Genomic DNA, 13452 nt, shown 5'->3' with positions numbered 1-13452 from the left:
CCGTATTCGCGAGCAGGCTCGCTCCCACAATTGATCTGTGGTGATCCAGTAACTGTTCCCGTGAAGCAACGATGCAGGCAAGATGAAGCTCTGCAAGTCAGAACACAGGATGCTGATCGTGACCGAAGCTTTTATTGTCGTTCAAACCGCCGAGCAAGCCGTGGACCGGCTTGCGCTCTTGCACCATCGTGCAACCACCGCGTTGAGTCAGGCGCTCAAACGCTATCTCAAGGATCGTGTCGAGCCGGACGCCGAGCAGCGGGCGATGTTTCGTTATCCCGAACTGCGCCTGACCTATCACTGCCAGGGCGAAGTCCCGCAGACCACCCGTGCCTACGCCAAGGTCCAGTTGCCGGGCACCTACAGCGTCACCGTCACTCATCCCTCGGCTTTCCGTAAGTACCTGCTGGAACAGTTGGTGCCGCTGATGCACGACTTCACCGTGACCGTGGAAGTCGGTGTCAGTGAGCAGAACATTCCTTATCCGTACGTGGTCGAGCAGGGCGATGAGCTGGCCGGCTCCGGCGTCACCGCCGCCGTGCTGGCGCGGGTATTCCCCAGTACCGACCTGTCGGCAGCGAGCGACGGCATTGCCGATGGCCTCTACGATTGGGAAAACACCGATCCGCTGCCGCTGGCGCTTTTCGACGCGGCACGGGTGGATTTCTCCCTGCGCCGGTTGGTGCATTACACCGGCAGCGACTGGCGCCATGTACAGCCGTGGATCCTGCTGACCAACTATCACCGTTACGTCGACCAGTTCATCGTCCATGGCCTGGAGCAGTTGCGCAGCGACCCGCGTTTCGTGCGCATGGTGTTGCCGGGCAACGTGATCATTGAAAAGGGCATGGATCACGGCGAGGCCTCGGCGATCGCCGCCGGTGTGGTCTGGCACCGTTACCAGATGCCGGCCTATCACCTGATCGCCAGCGACGGTCACGGCGTGACGCTGGTGAACATCGGCGTGGGTCCGTCCAACGCCAAGAACATCACCGATCACCTGGCGGTGCTGCGTCCGCATTGCTGGCTGATGATCGGCCACTGCGGCGGTTTGCGTCAGTCGCAGACCATCGGCGACTACGTGCTGGCTCACGCTTACATGCGCCGCGACGGGATTCTCGACCGGGTGGTGCCACCCAACATTCCGATCCCGGCCCTGGCCGAGGTGCAGCTTGCGCTTCAGCAGGCGGCGGCCAACATCACCGGCGAGAAGGGCGATGAACTGAAGAAGCGCCTGCGTACCGGCACCGTGTTGACCTACGATGACCGCAACTGGGAACTGCGCTGGGCCCAGGAACGTCCATTGATCAATCTGTCCCGTGCGGTGGCGGTGGACATGGAAAGTGGCACCATCGCCGCGCAAGGTTATCGCTTGCGGGTGCCTTACGGCACATTGCTCTGTGTATCGGACAAACCGCTGCACAGCGAAATCAAGTTGCCGGGTTCGGCCAACGCCTTCTATGAGCGCGCGGTCAGCCAGCACTTGAAAATCGGCATTGAAGCGGTGGACCTGTTGCGCACCGAACTCAACTCGCTGCACTCGCGCAAACTGCGCAGTTTCGACGAGCCGCCGTTCCGCTAACGGTTGTCATGGTCATTTGATGGTCAGGCCACTAGCATAGTGAGCCCTGACCGTTAGATGCGCCCTTTGCCATGTCCCGTCCCCAACGTCCCGTTTCCCGCCATCCTGGCGCGAAGCCTGCTTCTTCAGCCCCCCGCCGTGTCGCCAAGGCGCCACCGGCCGAGCCGAAGCTGATCCTGTTCAACAAGCCGTTCGATGTGCTGACGCAATTCAGCGACGGTGAAGGGCGGGCGACGCTCAAGGATTTCATCGAGATTCCCGGAATTTATCCGGCAGGGCGACTGGACCGCGACAGCGAGGGATTGTTGCTGTTGACCAATGATGGCCAGCTCCAGGCACGAATCGCCGACCCGAAACACAAACTGGCCAAGACTTATTGGGTACAAGTGGAAGGCGAGCCGAGCACCGAGCAGTTGCAGCGTTTGCGTGACGGTGTCGAATTGAATGACGGCATGACCTTGCCCGCCGAGGCGCGGCAACTGGAGGAGCCTGAGTTGTGGCCGCGCAATCCGCCGGTACGCTTTCGCAAAAGCGTGCCGACGAGCTGGCTGGAACTGGTGATTCGCGAAGGCCGAAATCGGCAGGTGCGGCGCATGACGGCGGCGGTCGGGCTGCCGACATTGCGGCTGGTGCGAGTCAGGATCGGCGACTGGACCCTCGAAGGGCTCGACCAGGGCCAGTGGAAGGAAGTGCCGGCGCGTTTATAACGTGCCGGTTTCGATCAGGCCGATCACCACGCTTTTGATCACAAATGCAGCGACACCCAGCCCGAGCACGAAGAACAGGATGAAGGAACCAAAGCGGCCGGCCTTGGACTTCTTCGCCAGATCCCAGACGATGAAACCCATGAAAATGATCAGGATGCTGACCAGTCCGGTCATCATCCACTCTTCGAATACTGCAGGATCCATCGGACATCTCCAGCGCGGGCGGGGCTAAAAGGGCGCTGGAGTATAAGGCATGACGGTTACGCGCAGTGTGGGCCTGCGGCGGTGTGTCGCAGCTATTCGTCGCTTGTGCTGGCCTCTTCGCTGGCAAGCCAGCTCCTACAGGTTCTGCGTCAGCCGCAATATGGCGATCAACACAAAACCCTGTAGGAGCTGGCTTGCCAGCGAAGGCGTCGTCAGCTACGAAGATGAGTCAAAGGAAGCTCGGTGCTGTTCAACACCTGGTTCAACACAAAACTCGAGCGCACACTGGTCACCCCCTCAATCCGCGTCAGGTGCCCCAGCAGCAGCTTCTGATAGTGGTCCATGTCCGGCACCACGACCTTGAGCTGATAGTCGGCATCCATCCCGGTCACCAGGCTGCACTCCAGCACTTGCGGCAAGGTGCGAATGGCGGCTTCGAAGTTTTCGAAACGCTCCGGGGTGTGTCGATCCATGCCGATCAGCACATAGGCGGTCAGGCTCAGGCCGAGCATCTTGCGGTCGAGCAGAGCGACCTGGCGGGAAATGTAGCCGTCGTCTTCCAGCTGCTTGACCCGACGCGAGCAGGGTGAAGGCGACAGGCCGATACGTTCGGCCAGCTCCTGATTGGAGATGCGCGCATCGCGCTGCAATTCAGCCAAAATGCTCAGGTCGTAACGGTCGAGTTTGCTCATCAAACGGTCCCTTGTCGTATCTATTGCGGAAGATTATCTATCCAGGGTTAAAAATTGCGCAAGTAATGTTTATTTGAGCAATCTTCGCAATCCTCTGCCGGCCCTCCGAGCCTATTCTTATCACCAGAATCACTGCTCGGACAAACAGTCCAGTGCGGCTCGCCCAAACAGGCCAGCTGCGGTCGCCACCCCTACAGGGGATGTGCCGGCCCCCGAGCTACACACTGTCCAGAAGACGGCGTGAGGTGAGCCGACGTCAAAAGCGTCGAGCACGGACGAAGTTCTCAAGGGGAGGCCGACGGGTCTCCCCTTTTTCTTGCCTGGAATTTGGTCTCGGCCCTCAATAAAAAAGTTGCGCGACTGATAACCTGTTGCAGAACCGGCCTTGGCTTTCCCAGTCTTACATACAGGCCCTAACCCGCAGTGAGGAAAAGCATGAAGTCGCGCATCTGGCGTTTGGCCGGTGTTGGTTTGCTGTGTGTCAGTGTCACTGCGCAATCGCTGGCCGATGAGCCGCAGAACCGGGGCCCCGAAGGCGGGCAGCACGGGGAGCATCAGGGCAACAATCAGGGCCATGGCGGCAATAATCAGCCGCACCCACAGAATAATGGCCAGCAACAAAACCAGCCGCACCAGCAGAACAACGACATCATTCGTGGCGACAACAGCCGCCAGTTCGAGCACAACGGCCAGCACCAGAACGGCGGCCAATGGCAGAGCCGTCCACAGCCCGATTTCAACAGCCCGGTTCGGCCGCCACCGCCACCGCCGCAACTGCCCGCCAATGACTTGCCGATCCAGGGCCGGCCAGACACCGTGCAACAGACTCAACAGCCACGGCGTGGTTACTATCAGGACGAGCCGCGACGCAACGATCCCAACCAGCACTGGAACGGTTATATAGGCGCCCCGACCAACGACAATCATTGGCAAGGTCGCCCGAGTGGGCATGGCAATGGCTGGGGCCCCGGCCCGCAGTATCGGCCGGGTCATGTGATCGAACGCTTCCCGGAACGCAACGATCGCGTGCCGTACCGCGGCATGGATTACTACTATTCCGGTGGGTATTGGTATCGCCCATTGGGACCACGCTATGTGGTGGTCGAACCGCCACGCGGGATCCGTGTCCGTTATTTGCCGGACTATGCCGAGCAGATTTTGATCGGCGGATCGGTGCTGTTTCTCGCGGCCGGTTCGTATTACGCCTGGCAGGAAAGCACTCAGGATTACGAAGTGGTCGAGCCACCGCTCGGCGCCATGCAGCCGCAACAGCCGCCACAACCGGCCAGCAACGGTTATGACGTGGTGGCGTATCCGGCCAACGGGCAATCGCAGGATCAGGTCAATCGGGATGGCTATGAGTGCTATCAATACGCGGTGCAGCAAAGTGGCTTCGATCCGCGCACCGCGACCTATCAACCGGACCCGTCGGTGGTCCAAACCTACCGCCAGGCACAGGGCAACTGCCTGAGCAGTCGCGGTTATCAAGTGAGTTTCTGAGCCCTGGCAGCGTTCACCACTTCCTGCGGGTCGGCGTGCACCAGCACTTCGGCCCGCGGATAAGCGGCGTGAATTGCATCGGCCGCTTGATCGCTGATGCCGTGGGCGACTGACAAGGTCAGTTCACCGGGCAATTCCAGGTGCAATTGTACGAACCACTGGTTGCCCGAAATCCGCGTGCGCAAGTCATGTGCACCTAAAACGCCCGGCACGCTGCAGGCCAGCTCCAGCATGTGCTGGCTGACATCCGGCGGCAGCTCTTCATCCATCAATACCGCAAAGCTCTCCCGGGCGATCTGCACCGCGCTCCAGAGGATGTAGGCGGCAATCCCCAGGCCGAACCAGGCATCGACCTGATGCCAGCCAAACCCGGCCAGCACCAGCGCCACCAGAATGCTGCCGTTGAGCAACATGTCCGAGCGGTAATGCAGGGAATCGGCGCGCACTGCATTGGAGCCGGTGGCCTTGACCACCCGATGCTGCAACATCAGCAGCGCGAGGGTCAGGCCCAGCGAGAACACAATCACCCCAATACTGATCCACGGCGCGCCCACCGGTTCCGGATGTTTGAGCCGATCGATGGCCTGCAACGCAATCAGCACCGCACTGCCACCGATGAACAGCGCCTGGGCCATGCCGGCCAGTGATTCCGCCTTGCCATGGCCGTAGCGATGATCGTCGTCGGCCGGGCGCAGGGCGTAGTGCACAGCCAGCAGGTTGAGCAGCGAAGTCACGCCGTCGAGTGTCGAGTCGGTCAACCCGGCGAGCATGCTCACCGAACCGCTCAACCACCAGGCGATGGCTTTGGCGACGATCAGCGTGCAGGCCACCGCCACCGAGGCACGGGTCGCCAGCCGCAGCAGGCGGGCGTGTTCGGAGCTGGAGATCATAAGTGCGGCTTTTCCTTACGCGATTATGCGGCCGGTTGCAGGCCCAGCAAGGCCAGTTGCTGGGTGCTGCCCTTGTGCTGGATCAGGCGTGGATCGTCCAGCGGGAAGCTGCGGCCCAGTTCACGCTCCAGAATAGTCTGCAACTTGTGGTTATCGACTTTGCCGTCGGCACCGATGGCTTCCTTGAGTTTTTCCGGGGCCACTTGGGCGTGTTCGCCGGGTGCGAAGTAAATCGCGCCGGTGGCGAAGTCCACGGCAAACGCGATCAGGCCGGGGATGATGTAGAACAGCAGGCCCACGGCATCGAGCACGGCGATGGCGGGGTCGATCTTGCCGTCGATCTGACCGCGGCGATCGGGGTAGAAAATCGAACCGCACGCGGTGACCTGGGTCAGCAGGGTCGCGATCAATACACCGCCAATCAGGCGAAAGGGAACACGCATGGGAAATCTCCTTGGTCATCTCAGAACGAAGTGTCGTCGGTATGAATTAAGACCCTGACGAACGTCCACCAGTTCGCCGTTATACTCGCCGCTCTGCTTTGGAGCCAGTATGAATTCGTTGCCGATCGATGAAGTTTTACCCGCCCTGCGTGAAGCCCTCGCTACACGCCACGAAGCCGTGCTCGAAGCACCGCCCGGTGCCGGTAAAACCACCCGCGTGCCCCTGGCCTTGCTCGATGAGCCATGGCTGGCCGGGCAAACCATCCTGATGCTCGAACCGCGACGCCTGGCCGCGCGGGCGGCGGCGGAACGGTTGGCCAGTGAACTGGGGGAGAAGGTCGGCGAAACCGTGGGTTATCGCATTCGGCTGGACAGCAAGGTTGGCCCCGACACCCGGATCGAAGTCGTCACCGAAGGCATCCTTACCCGGCGCTTGCAGGACGACCCGGCGCTGGAAGGCGTAGGTCTGCTGATCTTCGACGAATTCCACGAACGTAGCCTCGACGCCGACCTGGCCTTGGCCCTGAGCCTGAATGGCCGGGAACTGTTTCGTGATGACCAGCCGCTGAAAATCCTGTTGATGTCGGCGACCCTGGAAGGCGAGCGCCTGGCCGGGTTGCTCGACGATGCGCCGATCCTGCGCAGCGAAGGCCGCATGTACCCGGTGGCGATGCGCTGGGGCCGGCCGTTTCAGGCGGGAGAATACATCGAGCCGCGACTGGTGCAGACCGTGCTCGAAGCCTTGAACGATGAAACCGGCAGCGTCCTGGTGTTCCTGCCGGGGCAGGCGGAAATCCGGCGCGTCCATCAGCAATTGGCCGACGCGCTGGGTGAGAACACGCAGGTTTTGCTCTGCCCGTTGCACGGTGAATTGGACCTGGCCGCGCAACGTGCGGCGATTGATCCGGCGCCGGATGGCAAACGCAAAGTGGTGCTGGCGACCAACATCGCCGAGACCAGCCTCACCATCAACGGTGTGCGGGTGGTGATCGACGCCGGGCTGGCGCGGGTGCCGCGTTTCGATCCCGGCAGCGGCATGACCCGTCTCGACACGCAACGGATTTCCAAGGCCAGCGCCACCCAGCGCGCGGGCCGCGCCGGGCGACTGGAGCCGGGCGTGTGTTATCGCTTGTGGTCGCAGGATCAGCACGAACAACTGGCAGCATATGGCAGTGCGGAAATTCTCTCGGCAGACCTCGCGGGGCTGGCCTTGCAGCTCGGTCGCTGGGGTGTGACGCCTGGGCAGTTGGTCTGGCTCGATGTGCCGCCGACCGCCGCGTATGCACAGGCACAGGATCTGCTCGAACGCCTGGGCGCACTGGACGGCGAGACATTGACCCGTCACGGCCAGGCCATGGCCGAACTGCCGGCGCATCCGCGCATCGCCCATTTGCTGTTGCGCGGGCAGGCGCTGGGGCTGGCGGATATGGCCTGCGACGTCGCGGCGCTGCTCGGCGAGCGCGATATCCTGCGTGGCGCCGGTGCGGATCTGCACAGCCGATTGGTGTTGTTATCGGGCGAAGAGCGGGCCGCACGCGGTGCCCAGGGCGGCGTGCAACGGGCCCGGCAACTGGCGCGGCAGTATCGCGGTTATCTGCGTGGCAAGGCGTCGGAACCTGTCGGCGATCCTGATCATCCACGCTGGCTCGGTGCGCTGCTGGCGCTGGCCTATCCCGACCGCGTCGCCCAGCAACGCCGTGCCGGTGGCGCCGAGTATCGCCTGGCCAACGGACGCGCCGCGTTGTTCGCCGAAGCCGACAGCCTGATGAAACAGCCATGGCTGGTGATCGCTGACCTCGGCAGTCGTCAGGGCCAGCGTGAAGAACGAATTTATCTGGCGGCGGATTTCGATCCGGCGCTGTTCGACTCGGTGCTGGCCGAACAGGTGCGCTGCGTCGATCAGCTGGACTGGGACGAACGCGAAGGCGTGCTGCGCGCCGAGCGCCAGCGCAAGGTTGGCGAGTTGATCCTCAGCCGCGAACCGCTGACCGGCCTCGACGAAACCGCCCGCAGTCAGGCGCTGGTCAATCTGGTGCGACGCAAAGGTCTGGAGCTGTTGCCGTGGACCCCGGAGCTGCGCCAGTGGCAGGCGCGCGTCGCATTGCTGCGCCAGTTGGATCTGGCCGGCAAGGGCGAAAGCGAATGGCCGGATGTCAGCGACACTGCACTACTAAAAAACCTCGAACACTGGCTGATGCCGTACCTGGGGAAGGTCTCGCGACTCAGTCATTTCGCCAATCTCGACCTGTCGAGCATCGTCCATAACCTGCTGCCATGGCCGCTGCCGCAGCGGCTCGACGAGCTGGCACCGCATCACTTGAGCGTGCCGTCCGGCTCATCGATTCGCCTGGACTACAGCGAGCAGCCGCCGATTCTGGCGGTGCGCTTGCAGGAGCTGTTCGGCCTGGCAGAAACCCCGCGCATCGCCGGTGGTCGGCAAGTGGTCAAGCTGCATCTGTTGTCGCCGGCGCGGCGGCCGGTGCAGGTGACACAGGACCTGGCAAACTTCTGGCGCAGCACTTACGCCGAGGTGAAAAAGGATCTGAAGGGCCGGTATCCGAAACACTATTGGCCTGATGACCCGTTGGTGGCTGAAGCCACCGCCCGCATCAAACCACGCAAATAACAAAAAACTGTAGGAGCGAGCTCTGCTCGCGATGGACGCCAACGATAACGCTGGAAACCTGACGCCCCGCGGCGTTCTCGGGTTCATCGCGAGCAGAGCTCGCTCCTACAGGTGCCCGGTCAGCACTGCCCAGTTTTTTCCTACCCCAAAGCCACAAAAAACCTGCTTTCTCCCTTTCCTGTGCATGAACAGAATACAAATCCGCACGCACAAGAAACCTAAGGAGTGAGCCATGACGTTCTCAATTATCGGGCGCTGCCCTGAAACCGGGCAGCTCGGTATTGCCATCAGCTCTTCAAGCATTGCAGTGGGTGCGCGTTGCCCTTGGGCGCGGGCGGGAGTCGGGGCGGTTTCCACGCAGAACATTACGTTGCCGGCTTTGGGGCCGCAGATACTGGATCTGTTGGAGCATCAGCATCTGGAGGCTGACGCGGCGCTGGACAAGGCACTCAACTCCAATGGCTGGAGTCAGTATCGGCAGGTCACAGTGATCGATGCGTCTGGCCGCATTGCCTGCTTCAGCGGCAAGGAGTCGCTGGGCGTGCACAACGCGGTGAAAGGCGAGCACTGTGCTGCGGCGGGTAATTTGCTGAGCGATGTGCGGGTGATTGAGGCCATGGTCGAGGCGTTCGAGGCCGAGCCTGGTCAATTGGCGGATCGTTTGCTGGCGGCCATGCATGCAGCGATGGCGGCCGGTGGCGAGGCGGGTCCTGTTCACTCCGCAGCACTCAAGGTGGTGGGCGATTACACATGGCCGATCATCGACTTGCGCGTCGACTGGGCCGACGAAGATCCCATCGGACAACTTGATGGACTCTGGCAGGCCTATCGACCGCAAATGCAGGACTACCTGACACGCGCGCTCGACCCGACAGCTGCGCCGAGCTATGGAGTGCCTGGGGATGAGTAATGCGTCCAGCCGCGAGCTTCTGGAGCGCCTCATTGCCTTCGCCACCGTCAGCCGCGACTCCAACCTCAAGCTGATCCGCTTCATCGAGGCGTACCTGGCGGGGCATGGCGTGCAGAGTGAGCTGTTCTACAACGAGGAGGGCACCAAGGCCAATCTGTTCGCCACCATCGGTCCGCTCAAATCAGGCGGAGTGGTGCTTTCCGGTCACACCGACGTGGTGCCGGTTGACGGTCAGGCCTGGACGGTTGATCCGTTCCACCTGACGGAAAAGGACGGACGTCTCTACGGCCGTGGTACAGCGGACATGAAAGGCTTCATCGCCTCGGTGCTCGCGGCGGTCCCTGTGTTTGTACGGCGCCCGCTTCTGGCACCGGTGCACCTGGCGTTTTCCTACGATGAAGAAGTGGGTTGCCTGGGTGTACGGCCGATGCTCGCCGAGTTGCAGAAGCGGCCACACAAACCCCGGCTGTGTTTGATCGGCGAACCGACCGAACTCAAACCAGTGCTGGGCCACAAGGGCAAATTGGCGATGCGCTGCGAGGTACGCGGTGCTGCTTGCCATTCCGCTTACGCGCCTTATGGGGTCAACGCAATCGAGTACGCCGCGCAGCTGATTGGCCGGCTCGGCGCAATCGGCGCGGAGCTTGCGCATCCTGATCACCACGACGAGCGCTTTGATCCTCCGTATTCGACGGTGCAGACCGGTGTCATCAAGGGTGGCCGGGCGCTGAACATTGTTCCCGCTGAATGCGAGTTCGATTTTGAAGTGAGGGCGCTGCCGAGCTTCGATGCCCAAGAGGTGGCGAACCAGTTGCAGGTATTCGCCCAGGAACAGGTCCTGCCAAAGATGCGGGCGGTGCAACCCGACACGGATATCCGCTTGCGCCCGTTGAGTGCGTATCCCGGATTGGCCACCTCACCCGAAAGCGAGGCGGCGCGACTGCTGGCACACTTGAGCGGATCTTCGGCGTTTGGAACGGTGGCGTTCGGCACCGAGGGCGGGCTGTTTGACGAGGCTGGCATACCCACGGTGGTCTGTGGCCCTGGCAGCATGGATCAAGGGCACAAACCCGACGAGTTCATCGCGCTGGATCAGTTGAATGGCTGTGATGCGATGCTGATTCGATTGGCTGACTATCTGTGTGCCGAAGCGGCGTATCTATGACTGTAGGAGCGAGCTTGCTCGCGATGGATTTGAAAACGCCGCGTTTAATCAGAAAACATGCGTAATCGTTAGCGACCATCGCGAGCAGGCTCGCTCCCACAACAGCATTACATAATCATCCGGCTCAACTGCTCGCGGCAAAAATCCACGAACAATTGTGCCGGCTTGGTCAGTTGGCTGCGTTTGAGGTGGGCGGACGCCAGTCCGGAGGTTGAGACCGGTTCCTTGATATCGACGATGACCACTTTTTTCCCATCGTAAGTGCATTCCGAATGCGGGCGGGTCACCAGGATGGAGAACCCGAATCCCTGGCCCACCATGCCGCGTACCATCTCGATCGAAGGCGAACTGAATACGATGTTCGGCGTCAGGTCCAGTTCGTGGAACAGGCTGACGAAGTAGGTTCTGCTCGGTTGCACATCCAGGAGAATCATCGGCTCCCCGCACAGATCCCTGAGCGATACCTCTTTCTGGTCGGCGAAGCGATGACCTTCAGGCAGCAGGACGTAGGGCTTTTGCGGTGGCATCAGCGGTGTGGTTTGTATGGTGCTATCGAGGCCGTGATCGTAGAGGAAGGCGACGTCGAAAGTGCCGGCGGTCAAGCCTTGAACCAGCTCCTGCTGCTCGCCGTCGCGCAGGCGAATGTCCACGCCCGGATACAGCTGGCGAAAGCCGGCGATCAGCTGTGGCAAATACAGCGGGGCCACCGTTTCGAAGCAACCGATGTCGATTTGTCCGGACACCGTATCGTTGTCCGCCAACGCATTCTGTTCAAACTCCCTGGCCATGCGCAGAAGCTCCTGCGCCTTGTGGTAGAAGCGCGTGCCGGTGGGCGTCAGGGAAACGCCCTGGGCATGGTGGCGGATGAACAGCTGGACGTTGAAAGACTCTTCCAGGCTTTTGATCGCTGTCGAGACCGATGGCTGCGCGATATAGAGCTGTCTCGAAGCTTCCGCCACGCTGCCGGCTTCTACCGTTGTGACGAAGTACTTGAGTTGTCGCAATGTGTAGGAAGCCACACGCACCTCTTTATTTTCGTGTTCGCGGTGAAAGCCTGGATGGCCCACGTCGCGCGAATGCTTGACTGAACCTTACCTTATGACGGTTGCGGACTGGGTAAGCGCTTGCCCAGTTTTTTCTTATACCCCGAGCATATTTTTAATAATTTTCCTCTGCGCACGGTTGACGCACTATCTCTGCATCCTCCGAAAAAACCCGACCACCCTGGCGGTCGAGCAGGTGGCGTAGCGTGTTCGACCTCTGGCCGCACACTTGAAGAGGGTGCGAATTAAAACAACAAAATGTCATCGCGCGGATGGATATGCGCACATTTACGGCCGCCTGGTCGTGACTGCCTCAGTAACTAATCACAATTAAAAAGTGAGGGCGCTTCTATGTTCAAATATTCATCTTCGAGCGTTAAAACGATCGCTGGTTTAACAGCGTTACTTGGGTTTACAGTGCCAGTCGTTGCGCATTCAGAAAGCCTTACGGTTATTTCGTTCGGTGGTGCCACCAAAGCAGCGCAAGAGGGTGCTTACTTTAAACCCTTTGAAAAAAGTGGTGCTGGCAAGGTGGTAGTCGGGGAATACAGCGGTGAACTTTCCAAAGTCAAGGCGATGGTCGATGTCGGCCAGGTCAGTTGGGATGTTGTCGAAGTTGAAAGTCCCGAACTTCTGCGTGGATGTGAAGAAGGGTTGTTCGAGAAGCTGAACCCGGCGCTGATCGGAGAAGCCGGTAACTACCTGCCTGGCGCTGTCAGCGAGTGCGGCGTGGCCAGTTACGTCTGGTCGATGGTGCTGGCCTACAACTCAGGCAAGGTTTCGGCGGCGCCAACGTCCTGGGCAGACATGTGGAACCTGCAGCAATTTCCTGGCAAGCGCGGCCTGCGCAAGGGCGCCAAATACACGCTGGAAGTGGCGCTGCTCGCCGATGGCGTCAAACAGGCAGACCTTTACAAGGTCCTGGGCACCAAGGAGGGCGTGGACCGGGCCTTCCACAAGCTTGACCAGATCAAGCCCTCGATCCAATGGTGGGAGGCCGGTGCCCAGCCGCCTCAATGGCTGGCAGCAGGCGACGTCGTCATGTCTGCCGCCTACAACGGCCGTATTGCTGTCGCGCAGAAGGAAGGTTCGAAACTGGCGATCTCATGGAACGGCCACCTCTACGATCCTGATCACTGGGCCATCGTTCGCGGCAGTCCGAACAAGGCGCTGGCCGAACGCTTCATCGTGTTTGCCAGCCAGGCGAGCGGCCAGAAATCCTTCTCCAGCCAGATTCCCTACGGCCCGATCCGCAAGGATGTGCTGGCGCAGCTACCAGCGGAGACCCTTTCCCAGCTACCCACGGCCCAGGCCAATCTGGCTGAAGGCCAGTTAGTGGATGCCACGTTCTGGGTCGATCACGGCGAAGAGCTTGAGGAGCGCTTCAACGCCTGGGCTGCACGCTAAGCCGTTCTGTGTCGGGGAACTGAGCTCGCTCCTTAAAACTGTAGGAGCGAGCTTGCTCGCGAAAAACGCCCAGGCAACGCGTTCATTCTGGCAAAACGCGTAATTGTTGACGTCCATCGCGAGCAAGCTTGCTCCTACAGGGTTCGTGTCAATACATATTCAATAAGACAAATAGTTAGTTTTGTTGCCAGACAGTTTTTTTCTGGCTAACAACTATAAAAATCATATTTTCGCAATTTGCATTTACCACACAGAATAAAACCACCCCGCAAGCAAAGTTATA

General features: G+C 60.6%; 12 protein-coding genes. 7 read left to right on the top strand and 5 right to left on the bottom strand.

Translation table 11 applies throughout. From position 1 onward, the window contains the following. The first annotated feature begins 82 nt into the window (after window positions 1-82). Window positions 83-1582 (top strand): AMP nucleosidase, encoded by a 1500-nt coding sequence (gene amn, locus BJ917_RS29065; protein WP_172901646.1) that lies wholly within the window; start codon window positions 83-85, stop codon window positions 1580-1582. Window positions 1583-1653: 71 nt separating this feature from the next. Continuing rightward, window positions 1654-2289: a pseudouridine synthase gene (locus BJ917_RS29060; protein WP_096514934.1), complete on the top strand. Its 636-nt coding sequence runs from the start codon at window positions 1654-1656 to the stop codon at window positions 2287-2289. On the opposite strand, the gene BJ917_RS29055 is transcribed toward BJ917_RS29060, so the two are convergent. Both BJ917_RS29055 and BJ917_RS29045 read right to left on the bottom strand, forming a co-directional pair. Continuing rightward, window positions 2284-2493, bottom strand: coding sequence for a DUF2788 domain-containing protein (locus BJ917_RS29055; protein WP_046815823.1), 210 nt, complete (start codon window positions 2491-2493; stop codon window positions 2284-2286). The genes BJ917_RS29060 and BJ917_RS29055 overlap by 6 nt on opposite strands. Window positions 2494-2705: 212 nt before the next feature. Continuing rightward, window positions 2706-3185, bottom strand: a complete 480-nt coding sequence (locus tag BJ917_RS29045) for an Lrp/AsnC family transcriptional regulator (protein WP_007937367.1) — start codon at window positions 3183-3185, stop codon at window positions 2706-2708. Window positions 3186-3620: 435 nt separating this feature from the next. Between BJ917_RS29045 and BJ917_RS29040 the strand changes: the two genes are divergently transcribed. Then, a complete protein-coding gene (locus tag BJ917_RS29040; protein ID WP_096514936.1) occupies window positions 3621-4685 on the top strand; it encodes a DUF6515 family protein in 1065 nt (354 codons plus the stop codon). On the opposite strand, the gene BJ917_RS29035 is transcribed toward BJ917_RS29040, so the two are convergent. Further along, entirely contained in the window at window positions 4670-5575 is a 906-nt protein-coding gene (locus BJ917_RS29035) for a cation diffusion facilitator family transporter (protein WP_096514938.1), read from the bottom strand. The two genes, BJ917_RS29040 and BJ917_RS29035, sit on opposite strands and share 16 nt — an antisense overlap. Window positions 5576-5598: 23 nt before the next feature. After that, window positions 5599-6018 (bottom strand): polyribonucleotide nucleotidyltransferase, encoded by a 420-nt coding sequence (locus BJ917_RS29030; protein ID WP_096514940.1) that lies wholly within the window; start codon window positions 6016-6018, stop codon window positions 5599-5601. Window positions 6019-6127: 109 nt separating this feature from the next. Between BJ917_RS29030 and hrpB the strand changes: the two genes are divergently transcribed. The 3 genes from hrpB to argE all read left to right on the top strand — a co-directional run bounded on the left by hrpB (window position 6128) and on the right by argE (window position 10719). Next, window positions 6128-8644, top strand: coding sequence for an ATP-dependent helicase HrpB (gene hrpB / locus BJ917_RS29025; protein ID WP_121105765.1), 2517 nt, complete (start codon window positions 6128-6130; stop codon window positions 8642-8644). Window positions 8645-8876: 232 nt separating this feature from the next. Next, on the top strand, window positions 8877-9554 hold the full coding sequence (locus tag BJ917_RS29020) for a DUF1028 domain-containing protein (protein WP_096514944.1): 678 nt from the start codon (window positions 8877-8879) through the stop codon (window positions 9552-9554). Next, window positions 9547-10719, top strand: coding sequence for an acetylornithine deacetylase (gene argE / locus BJ917_RS29015; RefSeq protein ID WP_121105763.1), 1173 nt, complete (start codon window positions 9547-9549; stop codon window positions 10717-10719). The genes BJ917_RS29020 and argE overlap by 8 nt, the downstream gene beginning before the upstream one ends. A gap of 107 nt (window positions 10720-10826) precedes the next feature. Here argE and BJ917_RS29010 read toward each other — a convergent pair whose 3' ends face one another. After that, window positions 10827-11738 (bottom strand): LysR family transcriptional regulator, encoded by a 912-nt coding sequence (locus BJ917_RS29010; protein WP_096514948.1) that lies wholly within the window; start codon window positions 11736-11738, stop codon window positions 10827-10829. A 375-nt stretch (window positions 11739-12113) separates the two neighbouring features. Here BJ917_RS29010 and BJ917_RS29005 point away from each other — a divergent pair, with 375 nt between their 5' ends. Further along, entirely contained in the window at window positions 12114-13169 is a 1056-nt protein-coding gene (locus tag BJ917_RS29005; RefSeq protein WP_096514950.1) for an ABC transporter substrate-binding protein, read from the top strand. Window positions 13170-13452: the final 283 nt, after the last annotated feature.

The sequence above is a fragment of the Pseudomonas sp. WPR_5_2 genome (assembly GCF_003634475.1).
Lineage (GTDB): Bacteria > Pseudomonadota > Gammaproteobacteria > Pseudomonadales > Pseudomonadaceae > Aquipseudomonas > Aquipseudomonas izuensis.
The sequence above is the reverse complement of the archived record's forward strand: the minus strand, read 5'-3'. Positions and strand labels throughout refer to the sequence as shown.